Genomic DNA, 25,644 nt, shown 5'->3' with positions numbered 1-25,644 from the left:
GAACGTAGGGTGGATGTCGCTTCTCCCATCCACCGCCGCGTCGCCGGTGGCACTCAAGGTGTCGTTCACCTGCGTGAGGGGCTGTTACAGCGCTGTACCTTCGTCCGTTCGCACTCACATTCGGTAATGTCCATGAGCTTCAGTCCGCTGATTCGCCAACTGATCGATGCCCTGCGCATCCTGCCCGGTGTGGGGCAGAAGACCGCGCAGCGCATGGCGCTGCAGATGCTCGAGCGCGACCGTAGCGGTGCGCTGCGGCTGGCGCATGCGCTGAACGAGGCGATGGAGCGGGTCGGGCACTGCAAGCGTTGCCGCACGCTCTGCGAGGAAGAACTCTGCCCGCAGTGCGCCGATCCCAATCGCGACGACAGCCTGCTCTGCGTGGTGCAGGCGCCGATGGACGTGTTCGCGGTGGACCAGACCGGTTTTCGCGGGCGTTACTTCGTGCTCAAGGGACACCTGTCGCCGCTGGATGGGCTCGGCCCCGAGGCGATCGGCGTGCCGGAGCTGCTGGCGCGCATCGCCGAGGGCGCGTTCAGCGAGGTCATCCTGGCTACCAATCCGACGGTGGAAGGCGAGGCGACCGCTCACTACATCGCCCAGTTGCTGATTCCCAAGGGGCTTTCGGTGTCGCGGATCGCTCATGGCGTGCCGCTGGGCGGCGAGCTGGACCTGGTCGATGGCGGTACCCTGGCGCATGCCTTCAATGGCCGCAAGGCCATCACGCTCTAGCTGCGCTCTCGTAGCTCGATTGCAATTCCCTCCGCGCTACGAGATTTCCCCGTCGGCGATTCGATAGCGCGTGCTGCGCCCGCCGCCGGGCAGGCGTTGCAGATATCCCTTCTCCAGCAGATCGCCCAGATGGCGCGTGGCGGTGGCCTTGGAGACCTTGGCGACGCTCTGGTACTGCGCGGCGCTGATGCCGTTCTCGAAGCCGCGCTCGCCGCCATCCAGCAGGCGATTGAGCACCTTGAGCTGTTCTGCGCCCAGCGCGTGCTGGCGATGGCGCTGCCAGTAGCGCGACTTCGCCAGTACCCGGTCGATACGTGCCAGCGCCTGCCGCAGGCTGGCGAGCAAAGTGCGCAGGAACCATTCGAGCCAGGCGCTGATATCCAGGTCGGCCTTCTGGCTGCTCTCCAGTGCGCGGTAGTAACCGGCGCGATCCTCGAGGATGCTGGCGGACATCGCGTGGAAGCGGATGGCCTGGTTTTCCGCCTGCGCAAGCGCCAGGTCGGTGAGGGCGCGGGTCAGGCGGCCATTGCCGTCGTCGAACGGATGCAAGGTGACGAACCACAGGTGGGCGATGCCGGCGCGCAGCAGCGGATCGAGGCCCGCATCCTGCCGGCTACTGGCGAACCAGGCGAGGAATTCGCCCAGCTGCCGTTCCAGACCGTCGCGCGGCGGCGCCTCGAAGTGCACGGTGGGGCGGTCGATACGCCCCGATACCACCTGCATCGGCTCGTCCCCGCGCAGCACCCCGACACGGATACGCGGCGAGGCGCTCTGCTCGCTGAACAGCAACCCGTGCCAGCGCAACAGGCGGGCCTCGTCGAGGGGCTGTTCGGCGTGCTGGGTGGCGTCCAGCATCAGTTCGGCGAGGCCTTCGCTACGCGGGCTGACGCGGCCGTCCTGGTCCGTCTCCAGGCCCAGTCGGCGGGCCAGCGACGAGCGAACCGAGCCCACGTTGAGCTGTTCGCCCTCGATCGCCGAGGAGGTGACGATGTTCTGCAGCAGCACATCCAGTTCGTTCTCGGCACCGAGGGAACTGGCCGTCGCGCCCGCCATGCCGAGCAGCCGGCCCTGAGCCTGGGCGCATTCGCGCAGCAGCGGCGCCAATCGCTCCGCCTGCCAGCGAAAATGCGGCCAATCGGGCTGTTGCCAGATCCAGCGTGGGAAGTTCATGGCTGTTCCGCCTGATTCGCTGAGCCGAATGGGAGGGGTTAATCGGCTCATATGGCGAGCCGATTGTCGTCGCTATTCGGCTCATCGTCCAGCGCAGCGGGCGGGCTAGTGAGTGGCGATCCAGATCAGCAGGCCGGCCTGGAAGACCACGAACACTGCCAGGCAGGAAACGGTGAACCGCAGGGTGCCGTCCTCGCGCTTCATCGCATTGATGTTCTCTTCCTGCTTGCGCAGCTTCACATCCTGCTCGCGAAGGTTCTGGTCGGCCTGCTGCAGCATCGCCGCGGCGTCGAGCAGCTCGATGATCTGGACCTTTTCCTGATTCCAGTCACCGAGCAGATCGCCAACCTGGGCGGCGGCGTAGCCTGCCTTGAGCTGCAGCGCGTCCGGATACTGCACGTCGACACCCTGGCTGCGCAGGAAATGGTCGCGGCGCTGGCGCAGCTCGTCGTTGAGCACGTCCTTGAGCGGCAGCGTGCCGGCGGCGATCTGATAGTGGCCCCAGCGCTGCTTTGCCCAACCGATCGCCTGGGCGAGCAGGAAACGACCGAGGCCGCGATTCTGCGGTTTGACCTGCAGGTCGTCGCTGCCCAGGTAAACCACCTTGCGCTGATGGTCGGCCCAGACTTCCAGCACGTTCTGATCGCTGTGCACGATCTGGTTCGGCAACTGCAGCGTCAGCCGCAGCAGGCTCTGTTCGCGGCTATGGCGTTCCAGTCGGCCGAGCTGGACGAAGCGCAGCGGGCGCGGGCCGCTGAGGCGGTCGGTCGGCAAGGGCGCCAGGCGCAGCAGACGGAACTGGTCAGCCGCAAGGCCCGCCCAGGGCAGCGCCCTGGTGGTTTCGTTCTCTGGCGGCTGGGAGGGGGTGTCGTTCATCGCGGCGTCCGTGGCTGCTGTCAGCGATTCTGGCCTGCGAGGGTTATCGGCCGCTCTGCGCGTTGCTTAAGGCGAGCGTGCGCTTGATGAACTCGACGATGCCATTGCCCAGGGCATTCGCCAGCGGCAGCTGCGGGTCGTTGTACGAGCCCAGTTGCTGCTCGCGAGCCGCCGGGACGATGCGCAGCACATGGTTCATTCCCGGCACCAGCAGCAGTTCGGCGTCCGGTTTGGCCGCGTGCAGCCGTTCGGCGTCCTCCACGGCGACCTGAATATCGTGCGTACCCTGCACGATCAGCGCCGGCACTTTCACGCTGGCGAAAGCGTTCGCCGGGTCCTGGCGGAACATCGAGATCAGGTACGGCTGCACGCTGGGGCGGAACAGTACCAGCAGCGGCTGGGGCACATCGTCGTGCTCGCGACCCTCCTTGAGTTCGGCGATCAGCCATTGGCTATAGGCGAGCAACGGGGGCGGCAGCTTGCCTTGCAGCTGTTCGAGCAGCAGCGCATCCAGCGGTCGGCCGCTGCCCGAGATCGACACCAGCGCATCGGCGCCAGCGTTCTGCGCGGCGAGGCTGGCGATCAGCGCGCCTTCGCTGTGGCCGATCAGGATCAGCGCGCCGAAACGCGGGTCGGCCTTCAACTGCCGGCTCCAGGCGACGGCGTCCTCGGCGTAGCGCTCGACGCTCAGGCTGCGCTCGTCCGGCCCCGCGGGCTGGCTGGCGGCGATCCCGCGCTTGTCGTAGCGCAGGCTGGCAATGCCGTTCCTGGCCAGCACCTGCGCCAGGCGTTTGAGGCTGTCGTTGCGCATCTGCGGATTGTTGCCGTTGCGGTCGGTCGGCCCGGAACCGGCGATCAGCAGCGCAACGGGCAGGCGCTGGTCGCTCTTGGGCAGCATCAGGCTGCCGTGCAGCGTGCCGCTCGGGGTGTCCAGTTCGACGCTGTGGTTGAGGATGGTCTGGGCGAAGGCGAGAGGCGTGAGCATGGTCAGCAACAGGCAGAGGAATGAGCGCATCGGGGTCCGTTCCGCGAGAGTGGTCAGGGCGTGGCGGGGCAGTATGCGCGAGCCGGGTGGGCGGCGAAACCGCCGCAGGCTCGGTTATACTGCCGGCCCTTTTTCGTTTCAGGCCATCGCGGAGCCCTGCATGTCCGGCAATACCTTCGGCAAGCTGTTCACCGTCACCACCGCCGGCGAAAGCCACGGCCCGGCGCTGGTCGCCATCGTCGACGGCTGCCCGCCGGGGCTGGAACTGAGGCTGGAAGACCTGCAGCGCGACCTCGACCGGCGCAAGCCCGGCACCAGCCGGCACACGACCCAGCGCCAGGAAGCCGACGAGGTGGAAATCCTTTCCGGCGTGTTCGAGGGCAAGACCACCGGGCACTCCATCGGCCTGCTGATCCGCAATACCGACCAGAAGTCCAAGGACTACTCGGCGATCAAGGACCTGTTCCGCCCGGCCCACGCCGACTACACCTACCACCACAAGTACGGCATCCGCGACTACCGGGGCGGCGGTCGCAGCTCGGCGCGCGAGACGGCGATGCGCGTCGCCGCGGGCGCCATCGCCAAGAAGTACCTGGCGACGATGGGCATCTCGGTGCGCGGCTACATGAGCCAGCTCGGTCCCATCGAGATTCCCTTCAAGGGCTGGGAAAGCGTCGAGCAGAACGCCTTCTTCAGTCCGGATCCGGACAAGGTGCCGGAGCTGGAGGCCTACATGGACCAACTGCGCCGCGACCAGGATTCCGTCGGCGCGAAGATCACCGTGGTCGCCGAAGGCGTGCCGCCGGGGCTCGGCGAGCCGATTTTCGATCGCCTCGACGCGGAGCTGGCGCATGCGCTGATGAGTATCAACGCGGTGAAGGGCGTGGAAATCGGCGCCGGTTTCGCCTGCGTCGCCCAGCGCGGCACCGAGCACCGCGACGGGCTGACGCCGGAGGGCTTCCTCTCCAACAACGCCGGCGGCGTGCTCGGCGGCGTGTCCTCGGGGCAACCCATAGTCGCGCACCTGGCGCTCAAGCCGACCTCCAGCATCACCACGCCGGGCCGTTCGATCGATGTCGACGGCAATCCGGTCGAGGTCATCACCAAGGGCCGCCACGACCCCTGCGTCGGCATTCGCGCCACGCCGATCGCCGAGGCGATGATGGCCATCGTGCTGCTCGATCACCTGCTCCGTCATCGTGGGCAGAACGCCGACGTCCGGGTAGCCACGCCGGTACTCGGCCAGCTGTGACCGCCGCCGTATTGCCTTACTGGCGGCTGTCGGGCTTCTACTTCTTCTATTTCTGCCTGCTCGGCGGTACGGCGCCGTTCCTCGGCCTGTACTTCGCCCATCTCGGCTTTTCACCGGCGAGGATCGGCGAGCTGGTGGCGATTCCCATGCTGATGCGCTGCATCGCCCCGAACCTGTGGGGCTGGCTGGGCGACGTGACCGGTCGGCGCCTGGCCATCGTGCGGTTCGGCGCAGTGTGCACGCTGGCTGGCTTCGCGCTGATCCTGTTCGACAAGCGCTACGCCTGGCTGGCGCTGGTGATGGCGCTGCATGCGTTCTTCTGGCATGCGGTGCTGCCGCAGTTCGAGGTGATCACCCTGGCGCACCTGCGCGAGCAGGCGGCGCGCTACAGCCAGATCCGCCTGTGGGGCAGCATCGGCTTCATCTGCACGGTGGTCGGGTTGGGCGAGCTGTTCGACCGCTTCAGTCTGGACGCTTATCCCTGGGCGCTGATCGTGATCATGCTCGGCATTCTCGCCAGCAGCCTCTGGGTGCCGGACGCGCGCCCCGAGTTTCGCGGGCCAGGTCTGGCCGAGGGTGGCTTCATCGCCCAGCTGCGGCGTCCCGGCGTGGCGGCGTTCTACCTCTGCGTCGGGCTGATGCAACTGTCCCACGGCCCTTACTACACCTTCCTCAGCATCCACCTGGAAACGCTCGGCTACAGCCGCGCCACCATTGGCCAGCTGTGGGCGCTGGGCGTGGTGGCGGAGGTCATCCTGTTCATCGGCATGGCGCGGATACTCGGGCGTTTCTCGCTGCGCCAGGTGCTGCTCGCCTGCTTCCTGCTGGCTGCGCTGCGCTGGCTGCTCCTGGGCGGGCTGGCCGGACACCTGTGGGTGCTGTTGCTGGCGCAGCTGATGCACGCGGCGACCTTCGGCGCCTTCCACGCCGCGGCGATCCACTTCGTCCAGCGCAGCTTCGGGCCGCGTCAGCAGGGCCAGGGCCAGGCGCTGTACGCCGCCCTTGCCGGCATCGGCGGCGCGCTTGGCGCGGTGTATTCCGGCTACACCTGGAGCACGCTGGGCGCGTTCTGGACCTTCGCCATCGCCAGCCTGGCGGCGCTGGGCGCGGCGGCGATCATCGCGCTGCCGGCCAGATCGACGCCGGCTGAGGCCGGCCCTCCGTCTACCTGATCCGCCGCTCCGGCCGTTACACTGGCCGCCCCGCGCGCTGCCGCGCCGAGCCGCTCCCCGATGCTGGAGAACCGCATGAGCCGCCTGTCCGTCTACCACCTGTCGAACCCCCAGTCGCCGAACAAGGTGCTCAGCCACTTCGAGGACATCGCCTCGACCCTCGATGCGGTCGGCGTGCGCTTCGAGCGCTGGGAGGCCGCGCAGCCGGTTCGCCCCGGCGCCGAAACGGACGCGGTGATCGCCGCCTACCGGGCGCAGATCGACCGCTTGATGAGCGAGCGCGGTTACCTCGCTGTGGACGTGGTCAGCGTCAACCGTGACCACCCGCAGAAGGCCGAGCTGCGTGCCCGGTTTCTCGAGGAACACCGGCATGCCGAGGACGAGGTGCGCTTCTTCGTTGCCGGTCGCGGTCTGTTCAACCTGCATATCGACGACTACGTCTATGCCGTGCTCTGCGAGAAGAACGACCTGATCTCGGTGCCGGCCGGCTCCCGACACTGGTTCGACATGGGCGAGGAGCCGGATTTCATCGCCATTCGCCTGTTCAACGACCCGCAGGGCTGGCAGGCGTCCTTCACCGGCGACTCGATCGCCAGCCAGTTCCCGCTGCTGGAGTACTGACGGTGGGCGGCCACTGCCGGTGGGTGAGGGCGTCTGCTTCGTGGATTGCGCTGAACCTCTGACCGCCTGTCGCGATCCTAATGAGACCGATCATTAGGAGAAATCTCATGGATGCGTTTGGTGGTGTGCTTGGCCTGATCATCTTTGCCCTGGATATCTGGGCGATCATCAACGTGCTGCGTAGCGGTACGGATACCGGCAAGAAGATCCTCTGGATTCTGCTGATCGTGATCCTGCCGGTGCTGGGGCTGATCATCTGGGCCGTCGCCGGCCCGCGCGGCAGCGGTGCCGCGCGACTCTGAGGGACCCGACATGGGAATGACCTACGGCGCCCTCGGTGCGCTGCTCCTGGCGCTGCACCTGTGGGCCATCTACCAGGTGCTGAGCAGCGACTCCGCGCGACGGGTCAAGGTGATATGGGTCGCGCTGATCGCCCTGTTTCCCGTCCTGGGGTTGTTCAACTGGTTCGTGATGGGGCCGCGGGCGCGCCGCCTCGCGCGCTGACCTCAGAACGCCAGTCTGGCCTGCGCCGGCAGGCTGGCGCCTTCCAGCTCCAGCAACAGCGCCTTGCGCGCCAGCCCGCCGGCGTACCCGGTGAGGCTTCCGTCGCTGCCTATCACCCGATGACAGGGAACGATCACGGCGAGCGGATTGGCTCCGTTGGCGGTGCCGACCGCGCGAACGGCGGTGGGCCGGCCGATGCGTTCGGCCTGCTGGCGATAATTGCGGGTTTCGCCGAAGGGAATTTCCAGCAGCGCCTGCCACACCGTCCGCTGAAACGCAGTGCCCTGCGGCGCCAGCGGCAGGTCGAAACGGCGCCGCCGGCTGCCGAAATACTCGTCCAGTTGCCGACACGCCTCATCCAGCTGACGTTCCGCCCGCGTCCAGCTCGTCTGCGGCGGCAGATGCGTCTGCTCGTCCATGTGCACCAGGTTCAGGCCGGCGTCGCTGCCGACCAGCAGCAGGCGACCGAGTAGGCTGTCCAGATAGCGGTAGTGCATGGTCAGGCTCCCGAATAGTTGTGCCAGAGGTGCAGCGCTGCATAGGCGCGCCAGGGGCGCCAGGCCTCGGCGCGGGCCTGGAGTTGGCGGGCGCTGATGCCGGACTCGCCCCACAGCGGTGCCTTCAGCAGGCCGAGATCGGCCGCGGGGAAGGCGTCCGCCGCGCCGAAGCCGCGCATGGCGATGTACTCGGCGGTCCAGGGGCCGATGCCGGGCAATTCGCGCAGGCGCCTCACCAGGTCCTCCGGGCCGTCTTCCACATGCAGTCGCAGCGCACCCTCGGCAACCTCGGCGGCGAAGCGTTGCAGCGTCTGCACCCGTTTGCCGGGCATGCCGATGAGCGCGAGGTCGGCACCGGCGATCGCGGCGGGCGTAGGAAAGAGTCGCTGTGGCTGATCAGCCGGCGCGTCGGGCAGCGTTTCGCCGAGACGTTCCACCAGTCGCCGGGTGATGGTCACTGCCGCCTTGACGGTGACCTGCTGGCCGACGATGGCACGCACCGCCTGCTCGAACGGATCGAACGCGGCGGGCAGGCGCAGCGGCGGGTGACGCGCCAGCAGCGGGCCGAGCAGCGCATCGCTGCTCAGGTGCGCAGCGATCCTGTCGAGGTCGGCGTCCAGGTCGAACATCCGGCGCACCTTGAGCACCAGTGCCTGGGTCAGCTCGCGGGCTTCGGCGCCGACGGTCAGCGCCAGGGCGTGCTCGTCGGGCAGCGGGCTGACGGCGAACCAGCTGCGCACCTCGCCTATGCGAAAGCTGCGGGCGTAGCGTTGCTCGTCCAGTAGCTCGACGCCCGGCAGCAGGCGCTGGGCGAAGAAACGCTGGAAATGCTGCCAGTCCCATGGGGGCAGATAGGGCAGGCGCAGCGTTTGGTGGTTGTTGGAGAGGTCATTCATGGGCCGACTGTAGCAGCGTGGCGCGGCGGGTCTGCAGCGAAACGCGCTTTCATACTCGAGCCTCGGTGGCGTGTCCGACAAAAGGCGAGGACGCCGGCGTCGCCGCAAGGTCCATTGAAATGAAGGGAGCGACAGGGTTCGCAGGATGACGCTAACCTGCAGGAACGAGCCTCGGCATTCGCCCCACGGAATGCCACCCGGGGACCGGTCGCTCCGCGCTTCATCCCCGCTTGATCCCGTACGGCATCGCCGCGTGCCGAGAGGCGTTCGCCTTACGACGAGAGGGTCAATCGAGCCATCGCCTGAGAGGAGTTCATTGCATGAGCACAACCTTCCAAGATGATGTCAGCACCTCCGTACTGCGCCGCATGAAAGAAGGCGGTTTCGACTTTGCCCGCGTCCATCCGATCGAGTTCTACGCCTTGTTTCCCGACGAGGACGGCGCCCGTTCGGCCGCCACGAATTTTCGTGGCGAATCCCTGAATACGCAGATTTCCCCGCTGGATGACGGTATCTGGCACTTGCAGGTCAGCAAGGTGATGTACGCCACCCACGAGGGCATCGACGACTTCGAGCAGGGGCTCGAATCTGTCGTCGAGCCTCTGGGGGGCGTACTCGATGGCTGGGGCGTGACTCAGGAGCTTTCCGCGCCCGGCGTCTGATGCACGCACGCGGGCGCCGGCCTCGGTCGGCGCCCGCGCTCGACCTGTCGCGACCCTTCCGCCAGACTGGCGACAAACTGGAGGGGCCATGAGCGATATCCTGATTCTTACCCACGCCGATTTCTGTTCACCCGGCCACCTGGCCGAAACGCTCAATGCCCAGGGCCTGGCGTTCGACGTATTGCGCGTCGACCAGGGCGATCTGGACGGCTACGACCTTGACCGTCCACGCGCTGTCGCGGTGATGGGCGGCCCGATGAGCGTCAACGACCCCTTGCCCTGGCTGGCCACCGAAGACGCCGCGTTGCGGCATTTCATCGCGCGCGACGTCCCGCTGATCGGCCATTGCCTGGGCGGGCAGCTGCTGGCGAAAACCCTCGGGGCGCGCGTCACGCGGATGCCCTACAGCGAAATCGGCTGGCAGACCCTGCGCCGCTGCGACGGCGAGCATGCCAGCCCATGGCTCGACGGGCTGGCCGACTCCGTGGAGGTATTTCAGTGGCATGGCGACACCTTCGAGTTGCCGGCCGGTGCGCAACGCCTGTTCGCCAGCGACTGGTGTGGCAACCAGGGGTTCGCCTGGGGTGACAAGGTGTTGGGCCTGCAGGGACACCCGGAGATGACCGAGGACCTGGTGCGCCTGTGGGTGAACGACTGGGGTCACCTGCTCGACAGCCGTCAACCCAGCCAGCAAAGCGGCGCGCAGATGCTGGAAGACCTTTCGGCCCGCGTGGGCGCCCTCAATCGAGTGGCCGACGTTTTCTATCGTCACTGGTTGAAACTGGCTCTGCGGGAAACCGTCTGATGGGGAGGAAATAGGTCGGCAAGGTGGGGGTGAACAGGGCTGCCCCGTCCGCCGCAGACGCTTTTAAATGGGGCGTCGTGCTGATCAGGTATTGCCGTGCGTGCGCAGGTTTGGTGCAAGGATATTTGGGTTGTTCTTCAACTCATTGAATTGATTGGTTTTTACCGCTGGCATGAGGCTTGCGATGCTCTTGCTGACCGGACAAGGAGTACGGCATGTCCCGCAATTTTTTTGACGAGATGCACGATGCGAACGGCGACTGCCGGGCGCACTACCGGGAGTTCGCCCGCTGGCTGGCGGAAACGCCTGAAGAGCAACTGGCGCAGCGCCGCCGCGAAGCCGATCTGCTGTTCCACCGTGCCGGTATCACCTTCACCCTTTACGGTGACGAGCAGGGTACCGAGCGACTGATTCCCTTCGACATCATTCCCCGCAGCATTCCCGCGAGCGAATGGCGCATCGTCGAGAAGGGCTGCATCCAGCGCGTCCAGGCGCTGAACATGTTCCTCGCCGACCTCTACCACGAGCAGCGCATCATCAAGGCCGGGATCATTCCCGCCGAGCAGGTGCTGGCGAACGAGGGCTACCAGCTGGCGATGCGGGGGCTGAACCTGCACCGCGACATCTACGCGCACATCGCCGGGGTCGACCTGGTGCGCGACGGCGACGGCAGCTACTACGTGCTGGAGGACAACCTGCGCACGCCGAGTGGCGTCAGCTACATGCTCGAAGACCGCAAGATGATGATGCGGCTGTTCCCCGAGCTGTTCTCGGCGCAGCGCATCGCACCGATCGGCCATTACCCCAACCTGCTGCTGGACACCCTCAAGTGCTCCAGCCCGCTGGACAACCCGAGCGTCGTGGTGCTGACGCCGGGGCGCTTCAACAGCGCCTACTTCGAGCACGCGTTCCTCGCCCGCGAGATGGGCGTGGAGCTGGTGGAAGGCGCGGACCTGTTCGTCCGTGACGAGAAGGTGTTCATGCGCACCACCGCCGGCGCGCGCCCGGTGGACGTGATCTACCGCCGCCTCGACGATGCCTTCCTCGACCCGCTGGCATTCAACCCGGACTCCATGCTCGGCGTCCCCGGGCTGCTGTCGGCCTATCGCTCGGGCAACGTGGTGCTGGCCAACGCGATCGGCACTGGCGTGGCGGACGACAAGTCGGTCTACCCGTTCGTCACCGACATGATCCGCTTCTACCTCAGCGAGGAGCCGATCCTGAAGAACGTGCCGACCTGGCAATGCCGCAAGCCGGCCGAGTTGTCCCACGTACTGGCCAACCTGCCTGAGCTGGTGGTCAAGGAAACCCAGGGTTCCGGCGGTTACGGCATGCTCGTCGGCCCGGCCGCGACCAGCGCGGAGATCGAGGATTTCCGCCAGCGCATCATCGCCCGGCCAGAGGCTTACATCGCGCAGCCGACGCTGAGCCTGTCGACCTGCCCGACCTTCGTCGAGAAGGGCATCGCGCCGCGCCACATCGACCTGCGCCCCTTTGTCCTGACCGGCCGCGAAACGCAGCTGGTTCCCGGCGGTCTTACCCGAGTGGCCTTGCGCGAGGGATCGCTGGTGGTCAACTCGTCGCAGGGCGGCGGAACCAAGGACACCTGGGTAGTGGAGGATTAAGGGAATGCTTTCGAGAACGGCCTCTGACCTGTACTGGATGTCACGTTACCTGGAGCGCGCCGAGAACCTCGCGCGCATGCTCGACGTCAGCTACTCGCTGTCGCTGATGCCGCACGACGGACGCGGCGACGGCCTCGACGAACTGGCGATGCCGCTGCTGATCACCGGCACCTTCGACGATTACCTCGAGCTGCATGGCCAGCTCAACGCCGAGCGCATGCTGCACTTCTTCGCCTTCGACGCGAACAACCCGGCGAGCATCTACAGCTGCCTGGGCGCCGCTCGCACCAACGCGCATGCCGTACGCGGGCGCATCACCGCGGACATGTGGGAAAACATCAACGCCACCTGGCTGGAAATGCGCGGCATCGCCCAGCAGGGCCTTGGCGGCTACGGCATCAGCCGGTTCTGTGAATGGGTCAAGGAGCGTTCGCACCTGTTCCGTGGCGCCACCTTCGGCACCATCATGCGCAGCGATTCCTACCGCTTCATCCGCCTGGGAACCTTCATCGAGCGCGCCGACAACACCCTGCGCCTGCTCGATGCGCGCTATGAGCTGCTCGGCGAGGAAGACGATATCGACGACCGCTCGGCGCGCGCCTACTACCAGTGGAGCGCCTTGCTGCGCGCGCTGTCCTCGTTCGAGGCCTTCGCCGAGATCTACCGCGGCTCGCCGCACGCGCGGAAGGTAGCCGAGCTGCTCCTGCTGCGTCCGGACGTGCCACGCTCGCTACGTGCCTGTCTGGAGGAACTGAATCTGATTCTTTCCAGCCTGCCCGGCGACAACGGCCGGCCCGCACAACGACTGGCCGCGGAAATGGACGCCCGCCTGCGTTACAGCAGCATCGAAGAAGTGCTCAACGGCGAGGAAGGCCTGCACGGCTGGATCACCGAGTTCATCCAACTGGTGGGCCAGCTCGGAAGCGCCATCCACATTTCCTACCTGGAGGCGGCATGAGACTGTCCATCAGCCACGACACCACCTATCACTACGATGATCAGGTGCGCACCAGCATCCAGTACCTGCGCCTGACGCCGCACGACAGCGAGCGCCAGCACGTACTCAACTGGCAGCTCAGCCTGCCGCGCCCGGTGCGCGCGCAGCTCGACCCCTTCGGCAACATCCTGCACGTGCTGACCATGGACGAACCGCACGACGACCTGATCATCAGCGCCAGCGGTGAAGTCGACATCGACGAGCACTGCGAAGCAGAGCACGACGACCAGTCGGCGTATCCGTACCTGCGCTTCACCCGACTGACCCAGCCGGACGAGGCGCTGCGCGAGTTCGCCCACCAGCAGTGCAACAGCCACCGCGATCGCGATGCGCTGATCCGCCTGATGAATGCACTGAGCGAACGGATCGTCTACACCCCCGGCTCCACCAAGGTCGACAGCAGCGCCGCCGAAGCCTTTGCCGGCAAGAGCGGCGTCTGCCAGGACCACACCCACGCGTTCCTCGCCTGCGCGCGCAGCCTGGGCATCCCGGCGCGCTACGTCTCCGGCTACATCTACACCGAGGACGCCGGCCACCTGGCCAGTCATGCCTGGGCGGAAGCCTGGCTGAACGACGCCTGGTACAGCTTCGACGTGACCAACGGCCTGTCGCGCCCGGAGCGCCACCTGAAACTCGCCGTAGGGCTGGATTACCTCGATGCCTGCCCGGTCCGTGGCATGCGCCGTGGCGGCGGCGTCGAGCAGATGCACGCCAAGGTGCTGGTGTCGCCGACCCTGTCGCAATCGCAATCCCAGGGTCAGACCCAGCAGTGAGGGCCCGCCGCGCGCAATCGGCGACGATGCGCGCTGCTCAAGTTGTAAAATGAGTGCTCCAGGCTGTCGGTGCAAAACCGACAACCCGGCGCTCAATCAACTCGAGATCACTCATTCATGACTTACTGCGTCGCCATGAACCTCGCCGATGGCCTGGTTTTCGTCTCCGACTCGCGCACCAATGCCGGCGTCGACCACATCGCCACCTTCCGCAAGCTCTACGTGTTCGGCGTGCCGGGCGAGCGGTTGATCGTGCTGCAGACCGCCGGCAACCTGGCGACCTCGCAATCGGTGATCAACCTGCTGCGTCAGCGGCTCAATGGCGATTGCCCGCACCTGTACAACGTGACGACGCTGTTCGACGCCGCGCGGCTGGTCGGCCAGACGATTCGCGAGATGAGCGAACATGATTCGCGCCAGGATGGCGGCGTCGACATGAGCTGTTCGTTCCTTCTCGGCGGGCAGATCAAAGGCCAGGAGCCGGGCCTTTTCAACCTCTATCCACAGGGCAATTTCATTGCCGCAACGCCTGATACCCCGTATTTCCAGATCGGTGAGAGCAAGTACGGCAAGCCAATCCTCGACCGCGCGCTGACGTTCCACTCACCGCTGGACGAAGCCCTGCGCTGCGCACTGATCTCCTTCGACTCGACCATCCGCAGTAACCTTTCGGTGGGCATGCCGCTGGACCTGCTGGTGTACCGGACGGATAGCCTGGTGGTGCCGAAGGGATATCGCGTGGAGGAGGGCGATGCCTATTTCGAGGGCGTGCGCGGACAGTGGGGCGAGGGCCTGCGCGAGTTGCTCGGGCAGTTGCCGGAAACCCCGGACGACTACCGCGAGTGAATGAAAAAGGGCCGCGCCGCGGCCCTTTTCGTGGGTGAGCACCGCCGCGGCGGCCTCACTCGTCGCGACCTTCCATCATCGTGCGCTTGAGCAGCAGGTAGATCGCGCCCGTTCCTCCATGCCGCGGCGTGCACGAGGCGAAGCCGAGCACCTGCGGATGCTGGCGCAGCCAGGTATTGACGTGGCTCTTGATCATCGGCCGCTTGCCATCGACGCGCGCCGCCTTGCCGTGAGTGACGCGGGCGCAACGTACTTCGTGCTTGGCGGCTTCGGCGAGGAATTCCCAAAGGATTTCCCGTGCCTGTTCCACGCGCATGCCGTGCAGGTCCAGGCTGCCCTCGAACTCGATCTGTCCGGCCTTGAGCTTGCGCATCTGGCTTTCCTGGACGCCGTCGCGCGCCCAGTAGAGTTCGTCCTCGGCGCCCACATCGATGACGAACTGGTCGGACAGCCCGTCCACCTTGACCCGGTCGTTGGGCTGGATCGCGTTGTGCCGCCGGCTGGCCACTTGCAGGCGATCGGCCCGCGGTTTGCCGGTATCGGCGATGTCCACCTGAATGCGCCTGACGCCGCGCATCTGCGCGGCGAACAGGTCGGTTTCGTCGTCTTGCATGTCGTCCTCCTCGGGACGGCGCAGTCTATCAGCGGCCCTTCGCCCAGTCGCTCGTCGCGCGGGCGAACGGGCGCCAGGGTTGGAAACGCTTGCGGAGATCGGAAGGCGCCCGCGATCTCACGCCTGGCGTGACCGACGTCAGCCGCGCTTCTTCAGGAGGTGCGGGGCGATGCTCAGGTCGTTGCCGGCCTGCAGACTGCGACGGCACTTGCGCCAGAGCAGGATCGCCAGCAACAGGAGAAAAAGACCGCCGCCGAGCAGCACGCCGGCTTCGCTCGCGGTGTCGTTGAATTCGCCCAGTACCATGGGATGGCCGAGCAGGGTGGCCGCGCCGGTGAACCCCATCAGCAGGCCAACGATGCCGAACAGCAACGCGAGCAAGGCCGCGAAGCGCCACAGCCAGCGGCTGGGCTTGCGTGGCCGCAGAGTGCGGGCGTAGCTATCGGTTAACTTCATTCAGAACCCTTTCCTTTCGAATATCGGCCTATGACTCGCCTGGGGCGGTCGGGTTCCTCGGCGCGCCGCAGCGCGTCCGATTCAGACCAGGGCCTTGGCGTCGGCAACCACTGTGGCGAAGTTGTCGGCGAGGGCGGCGACTTCGACCTTGTGCAGGTCGGCGGCGGAGAGGCAGGACGCGCCCATGGGCACGTCGCGGGTTGCGCAGGCGGCGTCCACCAGGGTGCAGCGGTAACCGTAATCCTTGGCGGCACGCACCGTGGTGCTGACGCTGGAATGGGTCATGAACCCGCAGACGATCAGGTCCAGATGACCGATGGCGAGCAGGCGGTCATGCAGGTCGGTGCCGGCGAATGCGTTAGGCAGGCGTTTCTCGACCACGGTTTCACCGGCCTGCGGGGCCAGCCCGGGCAGGAAGTCGCCGCGCGGCCCCTGCGGGTCGAACAGGCCGCCGGGAATGCCTAGGTGGCGCACGTGGACGACCGGACGACCGAGCTGGCGCGCGGCGGCGAGCAGGCTGGCGATCTCCTCGACCGCCGGTTGCAGGCCGGGCAGCACCATCGCACCGCTGCGATACTCTTCCTGCGCATCGATGATCAACAGCGTGGCGTTACTCAGGGTGGCCGGTGCATAACCACGGCCGCTGAGCTGGAACAGGGTTTGCGGCATGGACATGGCGGGAATCCTCTTAATGCAACATCTGCCAATTGTCACCTGCTGGCCCGCGGAAGTGAATCGTTAAAACCCGGGTCCCCGGCCCGCGCCGTTTCAGGGCTTTTCCGCACGGTGTGTCGGCGCCGACCTTGGGCTAAACTTGCGCTCTTTTGCCTTGGAGCTCCCCGTGACCGCTTCGTCTTCCCGCCTGCGCAGCCTGCGCGATCACATCCGCTGGGCCGTCAGCCGCTTCCATGCCGAGGAGCTGTTCTTCGGCCACGGCACCGACAACGCCTGGGACGAGGCGCGCGAACTGGTCCTCGGTGCGTTGCACCTGCCCTACGAAATCGCCGACAGCTACCTCGATTGCCGGCTGGAGGATGACGAGCGCGACGCCCTGCAGGAATTGCTGCGGCGGCGCATCGAGGAGCGCGTACCGACCGCCTACCTGCTTGGCGAAGCGTGGTTCTGCGGGTTGCCGTTCCTGGTCGACGAACGTGTCCTGGTGCCGCGCTCGCCCATCGCCGAACTGATCGACGGGCATTTCACGCCCTGGCTGGCGGATGAGCCGAAACGCATCCTCGACCTCTGTACCGGTTCCGGCTGCATCGGCATCGCCTGCGCCTATGCCTTTCCAGAGGCGGAAGTGCTGCTGGCGGACCTGTCCTTCGATGCCCTGGAAGTCGCCAACCAGAACATCGAGCGGCATGACCTCGAGGCGCGCGTGCATACGGTGCAGGGCGATGGCTTCGACGGCCTGCCGGGTCAGCGTTTCGACCTGATCGTCTCCAATCCGCCCTATGTCGATGCCGAGGATTTCGCCGACATGCCGGCCGAGTACCACCACGAGCCGGCGATGGGGCTGGCCTGCGGTGATGACGGCCTGGATCTGGTGCGGCGAATGCTCGCCGAGGCGGCGGATCATCTGACCGAGCGCGGTCTGCTGATCGTCGAGGTCGGCAACAGCCAGGTGCATGTCGAGGCGCTGTATCCGGAAGTGCGCTTCACCTGGCTGGAATTCGCCCGGGGCGGCCACGGCGTATTCCTTCTCGGCGCCGCCCAGTGCCGCGAACACCAGGCCCTGTTTCGCTCGCGGGTTTCTCGCTGACGGCGCAAATGCCATCGCCGGTGGCACAACTGGCTGATTGAAAACCAAGCAAGCGCTAGGTAAGGTCGTCGCTGATCCTATTGGAGCGATGCCATGTCTGCCTGCCAGGAATACTTCGAGCCGTCCCACCAACTGGTGCGCGATTCGGTGCGGCGCTTCGTCGAAAGGGAAATCCTCCCTCAGGTCGACGCCTGGGAAGAGCAGGGCAGCTTTCCCCTGGCGCTTTATCGCCAGGCGGGTGCGGCGGGAATCCTCGGCATCGGGTATCCGGAGGCATTCGGCGGCAGCCATGAAGGCGACCTGTTCGCCAAGGTCGTCGCCAGCGAGGAGCTGATGCGCTGCGGCTCTGGCGGCCTGGTGGCCGGTCTGGGCTCGCTCGACATCGGCTTGCCGCCGGTATTGCGCTGGGCGCTTCCGGCGCTGCGCGAGCGCGTGGTTCCGACCGTTCTGGCGGGAGAAAAGGTCATCGCCCTGGCGGTCACCGAGCCTTCTGGCGGCTCCGACGTGGCCAATCTGAAGACCCGCGCTGTGCGCGAGGGCGATTTCTATCGGGTCAGCGGCAGCAAGACCTTCATCACCAGCGGCGCGCGCGCGGACTACTACACCGTGGCGGTGCGTACCGGTGACGTGGGATTTGGCGGGATAAGCCTGCTGCTGATCGAGAAGGGCACACCCGGATTCCGGGTCGGGCAGCCGCTGAAGAAGATGGGCTGGTGGGCGTCGGATACCGCCGAGTTGTTCTTCGAGGATTGCCGGGTGCCCCGGGAAAACCTCATCGGCGTGGAAAATGCCGGCTTCGCCTGCATCATGGCGAATTTCCAGTCGGAACGACTGGCGTTGGCCATCATGGCCAACATGACGTCGCAGATGGCCCTGGAGGAGGCGATGCGCTGGGCGCGCGAGCGCAGTGCCTTCGGCAAGCCGATTGGCAAGTTCCAGGTACTCAAGCACCGCCTCGCGGAAATGGCCACGCAGCTGGAGGCCTCGCGCGAGTTCACCTATCGCCAGGCGGCGAAGATGGCCGCGGGCAAGTCGGTGATCAAGGAAATCTCCATGGCCAAGAACATCGCCACCGACGCCGCCGAGCGCATCACCCATGACGCGGTGCAGATTCTGGGCGGCATGGGCTACATGCGCGAGAGCCTGGTGGAGCGGCTGTACCGGGACGTGCGGATTCTTTCGATTGGCGGCGGCTCGCGGGAGATCATGAACGAGATCATCGCCAAGCAGATGGGGCTGTAGTCGGCAGGCGGGCAAATTGCAACCCCGTCCTGGGGCATTCATGCAGTTTGAAACTCGACAATGCCGGCAGCTCGATGCAAGTCATTGTTTCGTAAGGGGGCCTCGGGTTTTATAAGGTGGCCCGGGGCTTGCTGTTGTCATGCAATTCCAGCGATCCGGATAGCCATGATGTTCAGCGCCAGCCCGCACTCCCAGGATCGGACGGCCTTCGTGCCGAACGACTCGACGATGATCCGCGACAGACTTGCGGAGATGGTTCAGGCCGAGTTGCCGAATTTCCCCGCGCCGGTGATTTCCGCCTGTATTCCCTTCGCCGCCGGCGATAACAGCTGGCCTCCGTTACCGGGCAGTGAAATGGCCACGGTGGTTGCCCGGCTGGAAGGGGTGTTCAATGCGCCAGTGGCGCAGTGGAACCGTATCCAATGGCGGAGCGAGGCCCTGCGGCCATCGGCTTTCGTGTTCTCCGAGGAAACCGTCAACGGCCTGCTCGATCTGGTGAGGACCCACGCCGGAAACGAGGAGACCTTCCTCAGTCGCTTCATTGGCGAGGACAGCCGCCAACGCTTCTGGCGCGAGGTCCGCTGCTTGCTTTCGACGGGCGATTTTTCCGGTCCCCCGGTCGTGGTCGGCGATCAGCGCAACGCCTATCTGGTGGACGGCAGCCATCGTCTGGCCGCCTATGCCTTCGTCCACGAATGCGCGGGCGTGCGGCAGGTCTTCGAGAGCGAGCACAAGGCCAGCGCGCCGTTGCTGGAGCGTCCGCTGTTCTGGATCGCCGCGCCGCTCTGAGCGACCGGCAAGGTCGGATAAATCCGTGACGCTGCCGATCTTGTCGCTCGTCCTGCTCGACCTGCGCGCGCCGATACGTGTCGCCGCCGTGACCAGACGCTGGTAGAGCGCCGGCAGCAGCCGCTGCATCCAATCCGCGGCACGGGCATCCGAACCGATGAGAATACGCCGGCGATCGCGCAGCACGCCGTCGAGGATCACCGCGGCGGCCTGCTCGGGTGTGGTTCGCAGCAACTGGTCGTGGAACTGCTGGCGCGCCTTCTCGCTGTCCTGGCCGGTGATCGCCGTCAGGCTGTCATTCATCCGCGCGGTTTTCGCGATGTTGGTGCGTATCCCGCCGGGGTGCACGCAACTGGCGGATACCCCGCAGGCCGCGAGGTCCAGCTCCTGGCGCAGGGATTCGGTGAAGCCGCGCACCGCGTACTTGCTGGCGTTGTAGGCGCTCATGCCTGGCTGGGCGAAGAGGCCGAAGACGCTGGAGACGTTGATGACATGTCCGTCCCCGGAGGCGCGCAGGTGAGGCAGGAACGCCTTGCTGCCGTGCACCACTCCCCAGAAGTTGATGCCCATGATCCATTCGTAATCGGACAGTTCGCTGCCTTCGACCGTGCCGCCGTGGGCGACCCCGGCGTTGTTGAAGATGAGGTTGATCCTGCCGTGTTCGGCCGCTACCTGGCCCGCCCAGCGCTGCATGGCGACGGCATCGCTGACGTCCACGCGGGATTCGCTCACCTGCACGCCAAGCGTGCGGGCCTGTTCGGCGGTGTGTCGCAACGAGTCCTCGTTCACGTCGCTGAGTGCCAGGTGGCAACCGCGACGTGCGAGGTCCAGGGCCAATGCCCGGCCGATGCCGGAGCCGGCGCCGGTGATGGCGGCGACCTTGTTGGCGAACGTCTTCATGCTTCGAGCTCCTATGGTTGAACGGCAGGCCGAGGCGTAAGGGCCGGCTGCGGTGTTGCGAAGCGGTAGGCGTCGGCGTCGAAGTGCCTGGTCAGTTGGCGGAAACGCCAGGTGAATCCGGGCCACACCGTGCAATTGCGACCGCTGATGGGGTGCAGATACCAGCTCTTGCAACCGCCGGCATTCCATACCGTATTGCCGAGGTTGCTCTGCAACGTTCCGTTGAATTGGCGCTGTGCCTCGGCCTTGACCTCCAGGCTCGACAGTCCGTCGCGCTGCAGGTGTTCCAGCGCGCCGAGCACGTAGCTGATCTGCGATTCGATCATGTAGACCATCGAGTTGTGGCCGAGCCCGGTGTTGGGGCCCATCAGGAAGAACAGGTTGGGAAAGCCCTCGGTGAGTGTGCCCTTGTAGGCCTCCGGGCCGAGCGGCCAGGTGTCGAGCAGGTCGACGCCGTCGCGACCGAAGATCACCCCGCGCGGCAGCGGATCGCTGGGCGTGAAACCGGTGCCGAAGATGATCGCGTCGACGGGCCGCTCCGTTCCGTCCAGGTCGACGATGCTGTTGGCGCGAATCTCGCGGATCCCGCTGGTGATCACGGCGACGTTGGGCCGGGTCAGCGCGGGGTAGTAGTCGTTGGAAATGAGCACGCGCTTGCAGCCCATCACGTAGTCCGGCGTGAGCGTGGCCCGCAGCGCCGGGTCCCGGACGTGCTTGTGAAGGTGTCGCTTGGCGATCTCCGCGGCGAACTTCATCAGCCGAGGGCTGAGGGAGAAGCCGATCACGCGGCTTTCCAGCATGCCGTAGAGCGCCCCGCGCCAGGCCTTCTGCAGCAGGGGAAAGCGTCTGAAACGCCACTGCTCGCGCGCACTGATCGCCCGATCCGGCTTGGGCATGATCCACGGCGGCGTGCGTTGGTAGAGGTCCAGGTGCGCGACCCGCGGCTGGATGTGCGGCACGAACTGGATCGCCGAGGCGCCAGTGCCGATCACCGCCACGCGCTTGCCGGCGAGATCGAAGTCGTGGTCCCACTGCTGCGAATGAAACCGGGCGCCGGAGAAGTTCTCCAGCCCGTTCAACGCCGGAATAGCGGGCGTCGACAAGCCGCCCATGCCGGAAACGACGAATTGCGCGCTGTATTGCCGGCCATGGCGATCTTCGATCCGCCAGCGCTGTTCGGGCTCGTCCCAGCTCAGGCGCGTGATTTCACACCCCAGCCGGGTTTTCTCCTGCAGGTCGTACTTCATCCAGCAGGCTTCCAGGTAGCTTCTGATTTCCGGCTGGCGGGCGAACATCCGCGTCCAGTTCGGATTCGGCTCGAAGGAAAACGAGTAGAGGTGGGATTGCACGTCGCAGGCGCAACCGGGGTAGTTGTTGACTCGCCAGGTCCCGCCGACGCCCTGGTCCTTTTCGAACAGCAGGAAGTCCTCTTCGCCGCGTTGTTTCAGGCGCATCGCCATGCCAAGGCCGGAAAACCCGGTGCCGATGATGGCGATCTTGCAGCGCGTGACGGGAGTTGTAGCCGAGGGGAGTGTCATGGCGAAAATCCTCTTGTAGTTCGCCGCGATTGAAAGCGACTCCCACGAAAGGTAGACAACTGTATACCTATCGCGCAACCTAACCTCCGTTGAGTGTGCGGCGCGAGGTAAACGATGGTTCGGCTTCAGCAGGAAAGGGCAGCGGGGAAGCAACAGTTGATGCAGGCGGCGTTACGCCTAGTGGCGGGGTCGCGCAGCCTGGGCAGCCTGAGTTTGCGGGAACTCGCGCGCGAAGCGGGGCTCAATCCAAATACCTTCTATCGGCATTTCGACAGTCTCGATGCACTGGGACTGGCGCTGGTCCAGGACCTCTCCGAGCAGTTGCGCCAGCCGCTGCGCGAATTGCGTCGGGAGGCGGCGCAGCGCGCGCAAGCGAACGGACCAATAGGGCCGATGGTGCTGGGAGTCGACCTGGGGCGCAGTCGCCTGGTATGCCGCGAAACGGTTCGCCTGTACTTCCGTTTCGTCGAGCAGAATCCCAGCGGTTTCATCGTGGGTGTCCGCGAGTTGCACGGTGCTTCCCCGGTCTTGCGCGCCGCGTTGCGCGAGGTGATGGAGGCGTTCGCCCGTGACATGGCCGAGGATATGCTGGAGCTCGGACTTCTCGGTGGGCTCGAGGGGGAAACGCTGCTGCGACTGTCCTCGCTGGTCAGTCGCCACCTGTTCCAGTCGTCACTGGACTATCTGGAGCAGGTGGATCGGCGCGCCTCGCTGAGTGCCCAGGCGGAAGAGATGATCATCGATCTGTTCATCGGCGCGAGCCTGCTCGATAGCCTGGAGCGGCGCGGCTGAACCGCGACTCAGCGTTCGTCGAGGGCGAAGGCGGTGAGGGTGAAGGTGGAAATACCGGTGTCGCTCAGCTTGGTCGAGCCGCCCAGTTCCGGAAGGTCGATGATCGCGGCGGCTTCGTAGACGCTGGCGCCCATGCGCTTGACCAGGTTGGCGGCGGCGATCAGCGTCCCGCCGGTGGCGATCAAGTCATCCATCAGCAACACGGAGTCGCCCTCGCACAGGCTGTCGCGCTGCACTTCGATGACCGAATCGCCGTACTCGGTGGAATAGGTTTCCACCAGCAGATCGGCCGGCAACTTGCCCTTCTTGCGGAACAGGATCAGCGGCTTGTTCAGCTCGTAGGCGATGATGGGACCGAGCAGGAAGCCGCGGGCATCGAGGGCGCCGACGTGACTGAATTCTGCTTCCACATAGCGCTGGATGAAGCTGTCCACAACCATCCGCAATGCGCGCGGCGACTGGAACAGCGGCGTGATATCACGAAACACCACGCCCGGCTTGGGGAAGTCCACGACCGGACGGATAACGGATTTGATGGCGAATTCGTCGAAGATCATCGAGGAACCTGTGGCTTGAGTGGGAACTGGCGCCATGGCGCGCCAAGATAAACGCGCCTGGGCAAGGAGCCGCAGGCGCGTCGTTTGAATCAGATCGGAGGGGAGAATCAGCCCTCCAGATTGCCTCCGGCCAGGGCACACAGCTCGATCGGGTCGAGGATGTGAACTTCCTTGCCCTCAGCCGCCAGCAGACCGTTCTGCTGGAAGCGGGTGAACACGCGGGAGACGGTTTCGACCGCGAGGCCAAGGTAGTTGCCGATCTCGTTGCGCGACATCGACAGACGGAACTGGCTGGCGGAAAAGCCGCGGGCGCGGAAGCGCGCGGACAGGTTGACCAGGAAGGTGGCGATGCGCTCGTCGGCCGTCTTCTTCGACAGCAACAGCATCATCTGCTGGTCGTCGCGGATCTCGCGGCTCATCACGCGCATCAACTGGCGACGCAACTGCGGCAGCTGTACCGCCAGCTCGTCAAGGCGCTCGAAGGGGATCTCGCAGACCGAGGTGGTTTCCAGCGCCTGCGCGGAGACCGGATAGAGCTCCGTATCCATGCCGGAAAGGCCGACCAGCTCGCTGGGCAGGTGGAAGCCGGTAATCTGTTCTTCGCCGTCGTCGGTCACGCTGAAGGTTTTCAACGCCCCGGAGCGCACCGCGAACACGGAGCCGAAGACATCTCCCTGGCGGAACAGGAATTCCCCCTTCTTGAGCGGACGGCCACGCTTGACGATTTCGTCGAGCGCGTCCATGTCTTCCATATTCAGCGATAGCGGCAAGCACAGCGGAGCCAGGCTGCAATCCTTGCAGTGAGCCTGATGTTGTCCACGAACCTTGATCGACTCGGACATGAGGGGGTACCTGGTCTGACGAATTCAGCGGCAAGGTTACTCCAGCCGGGGAACAAGGGCCAGTCGACAGATGTCCGCCCCGGTTACAAGGGCGGCGGAGCAAGGGGAGCAGTGAGGTGTGGCGTGCCGAACGAGCCTCTGCGATGCCGCAGAGGCATGCGCCTTCAGATGACCCGCGAGTAGCGCTGGGTGTTCTGCTGTGCGAGGTAATGATCGAACAGCATACAGACGGAACGTACCAGCAGGCGGCCCGAGGGACGAACCTCGATGCGTTCCTCCGTCAGGTCGATCAGCCCGTCGCGTGCCATCTGCTGCAGCTGCGGCCAGACTTCGGAAAAGTAGTTGCGGAAATCGATCGAGTAGGCCCGTTCGATGTCGGCGAAATCCAGCTGGAACTCGCAGATCAGTTGCTGGATGACCGCCCGGCGGACCCGGTCATCCTCGTTGCACTGCAGCCCGCGTAGTGTCGCCAGCTGGTTGCTGTCCAGGCTCTGCTGGTAGTTGTTCAGATCGCTGCTGTTTTGGCTGTAAAGATCGCCGATCTGGCTGATGGCCGAGACGCCAAGGCCGATCAGATCGCAGTGACCATGAGTGGTGTAGCCCTGGAAGTTGCGCTGCAGAGTGCCATCTTCCTGGGCGATGGCCAGCTCGTCGTCCGGCAGGGCGAAGTGGTCCATGCCGATGTAGCGATAACCTGCCGCGGTCAACTGGTCGATGCTGGTCTGCAGCATTTCCAGTTTTTTCGCCGGGCTCGGCAGCTCGGCAGCGTTGATCCGCCGCTGCGGCATGAAGCGTTCCGGCAGGTGTGCGTAGTTGAACACCGACAGGCGATCCGGCTGCAGGGCGATGACTTCCTCGACTGTACGGGCGAAGCGTTCCGGGTCCTGCTTGGGCAGGCCGTAGATCAGGTCGATGTTTACCGAGCGGAACTGCAGGGTATGTGCGGCATCGACGATGGCGCGCGTTTCTTCGAGGCTCTGCAGACGGTTCACCGCGCGCTGTACGTCGGGATCGAGATCCTGAACACCCAGGCTCACGCGGTTGAAGCCGAGCTCGCGGAGCAGACCCATGGTCGACCAGTCGGCTTCGCGCGGGTCGATCTCGATACCGTAGTCGCCTGAGTCGTCATCCAGCAGATTGAAGTGTTTGCGCAGATGGCCCATGAGCCGACGCAGTTCGTCGTGGCTAAGGAACGTCGGGGTACCACCGCCGAAGTGCAGTTGCTCCACGGTCTGGTGCGGGTCGAGATGGCAGGCGATCAGTTCGATCTCTTTTTCCAGCCGCTCGAGATAAGGCAGGGCGCGACCGCGGTCTTTGGTGACCACCTTGTTGCAGGCGCAGTAGTAGCAAATGTTGGCGCAGAACGGCACGTGGATGTAAAGCGACAGCGGGCGCATGGCTTTGCGGCTGTCGCGAAGCGCATGAAGCAGATCGAACGAACCGACGCCGTTGTTGAACTGCACTGCCGTTGGGTAGGAGGTGTAGCGTGGTCCGGCCATATCGTAGCGGCGGATCAGATTGGTGTCCCAGCAGATGGAGTTGTGCATTGCGGCGGTACCGTAGCATTCAGGTCGGGCAAGTCTAGGAGGCGCGGCCGTGGGCCTCCTTGACCTGCATCAACCAGCTCTGGCAGAGGGCTTTTCGTACGTCCCGAGCGGTCGGTGACGAGGTCTTTCGGTCCGGATTCGCTATCGATACAGGGATGAGCTGCCTCGCATTCAGGGCGCGCGGTGGTGCCGC

The 25,644-nt window shown here is 65.5% G+C and carries 27 protein-coding genes and 1 pseudogene; 15 read left to right on the top strand and 13 right to left on the bottom strand.

Annotated features, from left to right (window positions below; all coding sequences use genetic code 11):
- Positions 1–132 precede the first annotated feature (132 nt).
- Positions 133–732, top strand: coding sequence for a recombination mediator RecR (gene recR / locus B2X67_RS07555; protein WP_090229400.1), 600 nt, complete (start codon positions 133–135; stop codon positions 730–732).
- Between the two features lie 36 nt (positions 733–768).
- On the opposite strand, the gene B2X67_RS07550 is transcribed toward recR, so the two are convergent.
- The 3 genes from B2X67_RS07550 to B2X67_RS07540 all read right to left on the bottom strand — a co-directional run bounded on the left by B2X67_RS07550 (position 769) and on the right by B2X67_RS07540 (position 3,793).
- Positions 769–1,902, bottom strand: a complete 1,134-nt coding sequence (locus B2X67_RS07550) for a Fic family protein (protein ID WP_286785103.1) — start codon at positions 1,900–1,902, stop codon at positions 769–771.
- 105 nt (positions 1,903–2,007) lie between these two features.
- Positions 2,008–2,778 (bottom strand): hypothetical protein, encoded by a 771-nt coding sequence (locus tag B2X67_RS07545; protein WP_286785102.1) that lies wholly within the window; start codon positions 2,776–2,778, stop codon positions 2,008–2,010.
- Positions 2,779–2,821: 43 nt separating this feature from the next.
- On the bottom strand, positions 2,822–3,793 hold the full coding sequence (locus B2X67_RS07540; RefSeq protein ID WP_286785101.1) for an alpha/beta hydrolase: 972 nt from the start codon (positions 3,791–3,793) through the stop codon (positions 2,822–2,824).
- 130 nt (positions 3,794–3,923) lie between these two features.
- Here B2X67_RS07540 and aroC point away from each other — a divergent pair, with 130 nt between their 5' ends.
- The 5 genes from aroC to B2X67_RS07515 all read left to right on the top strand — a co-directional run bounded on the left by aroC (position 3,924) and on the right by B2X67_RS07515 (position 7,312).
- Positions 3,924–5,015 (top strand): chorismate synthase, encoded by a 1,092-nt coding sequence (aroC, locus tag B2X67_RS07535; RefSeq protein ID WP_286785100.1) that lies wholly within the window; start codon positions 3,924–3,926, stop codon positions 5,013–5,015.
- Positions 5,012–6,187, top strand: coding sequence for an MFS transporter (locus tag B2X67_RS07530; protein WP_286785099.1), 1,176 nt, complete (start codon positions 5,012–5,014; stop codon positions 6,185–6,187). The genes aroC and B2X67_RS07530 overlap by 4 nt, the downstream gene beginning before the upstream one ends.
- Positions 6,188–6,262: 75 nt before the next feature.
- The gene (locus B2X67_RS07525) at positions 6,263–6,808 is read left to right on the top strand and encodes a 1,2-dihydroxy-3-keto-5-methylthiopentene dioxygenase (RefSeq protein WP_286785098.1); all 546 of its coding nucleotides are present in this window, start codon (positions 6,263–6,265) and stop codon (positions 6,806–6,808) included.
- Positions 6,809–6,915: 107 nt separating this feature from the next.
- Complete coding sequence (locus tag B2X67_RS07520; protein ID WP_090229382.1) at positions 6,916–7,110, top strand: PLDc N-terminal domain-containing protein; 195 nt, start codon at positions 6,916–6,918, stop codon at positions 7,108–7,110.
- Between the two features lie 10 nt (positions 7,111–7,120).
- Positions 7,121–7,312 carry a PLDc N-terminal domain-containing protein gene (locus B2X67_RS07515; RefSeq protein ID WP_273229234.1) on the top strand — a complete coding sequence of 64 codons (192 nt, stop codon included), beginning with the start codon at positions 7,121–7,123 and terminating at the stop codon, positions 7,310–7,312.
- A 2-nt stretch (positions 7,313–7,314) separates the two neighbouring features.
- Here B2X67_RS07515 and B2X67_RS07510 read toward each other — a convergent pair whose 3' ends face one another.
- Both B2X67_RS07510 and B2X67_RS07505 read right to left on the bottom strand, forming a co-directional pair.
- On the bottom strand, positions 7,315–7,809 hold the full coding sequence (locus B2X67_RS07510; RefSeq protein WP_286785097.1) for a methylated-DNA--[protein]-cysteine S-methyltransferase: 495 nt from the start codon (positions 7,807–7,809) through the stop codon (positions 7,315–7,317).
- Between the two features lie 2 nt (positions 7,810–7,811).
- Positions 7,812–8,705, bottom strand: coding sequence for a DNA-3-methyladenine glycosylase family protein (locus B2X67_RS07505; RefSeq protein WP_286785096.1), 894 nt, complete (start codon positions 8,703–8,705; stop codon positions 7,812–7,814).
- A gap of 320 nt (positions 8,706–9,025) precedes the next feature.
- Between B2X67_RS07505 and B2X67_RS07500 the strand changes: the two genes are divergently transcribed.
- The 6 genes from B2X67_RS07500 to B2X67_RS07475 all read left to right on the top strand — a co-directional run bounded on the left by B2X67_RS07500 (position 9,026) and on the right by B2X67_RS07475 (position 14,413).
- The gene (locus B2X67_RS07500; RefSeq protein WP_090229370.1) at positions 9,026–9,367 is read left to right on the top strand and encodes a ribonuclease E inhibitor RraB; all 342 of its coding nucleotides are present in this window, start codon (positions 9,026–9,028) and stop codon (positions 9,365–9,367) included.
- Positions 9,368–9,455: 88 nt separating this feature from the next.
- Positions 9,456–10,172 (top strand): type 1 glutamine amidotransferase, encoded by a 717-nt coding sequence (locus B2X67_RS07495; protein WP_286785095.1) that lies wholly within the window; start codon positions 9,456–9,458, stop codon positions 10,170–10,172.
- Between the two features lie 215 nt (positions 10,173–10,387).
- The gene (locus B2X67_RS07490; RefSeq protein WP_273229230.1) at positions 10,388–11,797 is read left to right on the top strand and encodes a circularly permuted type 2 ATP-grasp protein; all 1,410 of its coding nucleotides are present in this window, start codon (positions 10,388–10,390) and stop codon (positions 11,795–11,797) included.
- Between the two features lie 4 nt (positions 11,798–11,801).
- The gene (locus tag B2X67_RS07485; RefSeq protein WP_090229364.1) at positions 11,802–12,755 is read left to right on the top strand and encodes an alpha-E domain-containing protein; all 954 of its coding nucleotides are present in this window, start codon (positions 11,802–11,804) and stop codon (positions 12,753–12,755) included.
- Positions 12,752–13,567, top strand: a complete 816-nt coding sequence (locus B2X67_RS07480; protein ID WP_286785094.1) for a transglutaminase family protein — start codon at positions 12,752–12,754, stop codon at positions 13,565–13,567. Before B2X67_RS07485 ends, B2X67_RS07480 begins: the two co-directional genes overlap by 4 nt.
- Before the next feature lie 117 nt (positions 13,568–13,684).
- Positions 13,685–14,413, top strand: a complete 729-nt coding sequence (locus tag B2X67_RS07475) for a proteasome-type protease (protein ID WP_273229228.1) — start codon at positions 13,685–13,687, stop codon at positions 14,411–14,413.
- Between the two features lie 55 nt (positions 14,414–14,468).
- Here B2X67_RS07475 and B2X67_RS07470 read toward each other — a convergent pair whose 3' ends face one another.
- From B2X67_RS07470 to B2X67_RS07460, 3 genes are all read right to left on the bottom strand, one after another.
- A complete protein-coding gene (locus tag B2X67_RS07470) occupies positions 14,469–15,026 on the bottom strand; it encodes a Smr/MutS family protein (RefSeq protein ID WP_286785093.1) in 558 nt (185 codons plus the stop codon).
- Between the two features lie 138 nt (positions 15,027–15,164).
- Entirely contained in the window at positions 15,165–15,482 is a 318-nt protein-coding gene (locus tag B2X67_RS07465; RefSeq protein WP_273229226.1) for a hypothetical protein, read from the bottom strand.
- A gap of 81 nt (positions 15,483–15,563) precedes the next feature.
- Positions 15,564–16,157 carry a cysteine hydrolase family protein gene (locus B2X67_RS07460; RefSeq protein ID WP_090229355.1) on the bottom strand — a complete coding sequence of 198 codons (594 nt, stop codon included), beginning with the start codon at positions 16,155–16,157 and terminating at the stop codon, positions 15,564–15,566.
- A gap of 166 nt (positions 16,158–16,323) precedes the next feature.
- Here B2X67_RS07460 and prmB point away from each other — a divergent pair, with 166 nt between their 5' ends.
- Positions 16,324–17,244: a 50S ribosomal protein L3 N(5)-glutamine methyltransferase gene (prmB, locus tag B2X67_RS07455; protein WP_090229352.1), complete on the top strand. Its 921-nt coding sequence runs from the start codon at positions 16,324–16,326 to the stop codon at positions 17,242–17,244.
- 93 nt (positions 17,245–17,337) lie between these two features.
- Positions 17,338–18,486, top strand: coding sequence for an acyl-CoA dehydrogenase family protein (locus B2X67_RS07450; protein ID WP_286785092.1), 1,149 nt, complete (start codon positions 17,338–17,340; stop codon positions 18,484–18,486).
- A gap of 828 nt (positions 18,487–19,314) precedes the next feature.
- Here B2X67_RS07450 and B2X67_RS07445 read toward each other — a convergent pair.
- Together B2X67_RS07445 and B2X67_RS07440 are read right to left on the bottom strand one after the other, a co-directional pair.
- Positions 19,315–20,175, bottom strand: a pseudogene (locus B2X67_RS07445) (SDR family NAD(P)-dependent oxidoreductase); the annotation flags it as partial.
- 11 nt (positions 20,176–20,186) lie between these two features.
- The gene (locus tag B2X67_RS07440) at positions 20,187–21,713 is read right to left on the bottom strand and encodes a flavin-containing monooxygenase (RefSeq protein WP_286785091.1); all 1,527 of its coding nucleotides are present in this window, start codon (positions 21,711–21,713) and stop codon (positions 20,187–20,189) included.
- Positions 21,714–21,827: 114 nt separating this feature from the next.
- Here B2X67_RS07440 and B2X67_RS07435 point away from each other — a divergent pair, with 114 nt between their 5' ends.
- Entirely contained in the window at positions 21,828–22,505 is a 678-nt protein-coding gene (locus tag B2X67_RS07435) for a TetR family transcriptional regulator (protein ID WP_376747759.1), read from the top strand.
- A gap of 8 nt (positions 22,506–22,513) precedes the next feature.
- Here B2X67_RS07435 and B2X67_RS07430 read toward each other — a convergent pair whose 3' ends face one another.
- The 3 genes from B2X67_RS07430 to hemN form a co-directional block, all read right to left on the bottom strand.
- Complete coding sequence (locus B2X67_RS07430) at positions 22,514–23,062, bottom strand: adenine phosphoribosyltransferase (protein WP_273229221.1); 549 nt, start codon at positions 23,060–23,062, stop codon at positions 22,514–22,516.
- Positions 23,063–23,169: 107 nt separating this feature from the next.
- Complete coding sequence (gene fnr, locus B2X67_RS07425) at positions 23,170–23,904, bottom strand: fumarate/nitrate reduction transcriptional regulator Fnr (RefSeq protein WP_273229220.1); 735 nt, start codon at positions 23,902–23,904, stop codon at positions 23,170–23,172.
- 164 nt (positions 23,905–24,068) lie between these two features.
- The gene (gene hemN / locus B2X67_RS07420) at positions 24,069–25,451 is read right to left on the bottom strand and encodes an oxygen-independent coproporphyrinogen III oxidase (RefSeq protein WP_273229219.1); all 1,383 of its coding nucleotides are present in this window, start codon (positions 25,449–25,451) and stop codon (positions 24,069–24,071) included.
- Between the last annotated feature and the right edge of the window lie 193 nt (positions 25,452–25,644).

The sequence above is a fragment of the Pseudomonas sp. UBA3153 genome, assembly GCF_002364635.1.
GTDB classification, from domain to species: domain Bacteria; phylum Pseudomonadota; class Gammaproteobacteria; order Pseudomonadales; family Pseudomonadaceae; genus Pseudomonas_O; species Pseudomonas_O kuykendallii.
Note: the sequence above shows the minus strand (reverse complement) of the source record. Positions and strands in the feature narration are given on the sequence as shown.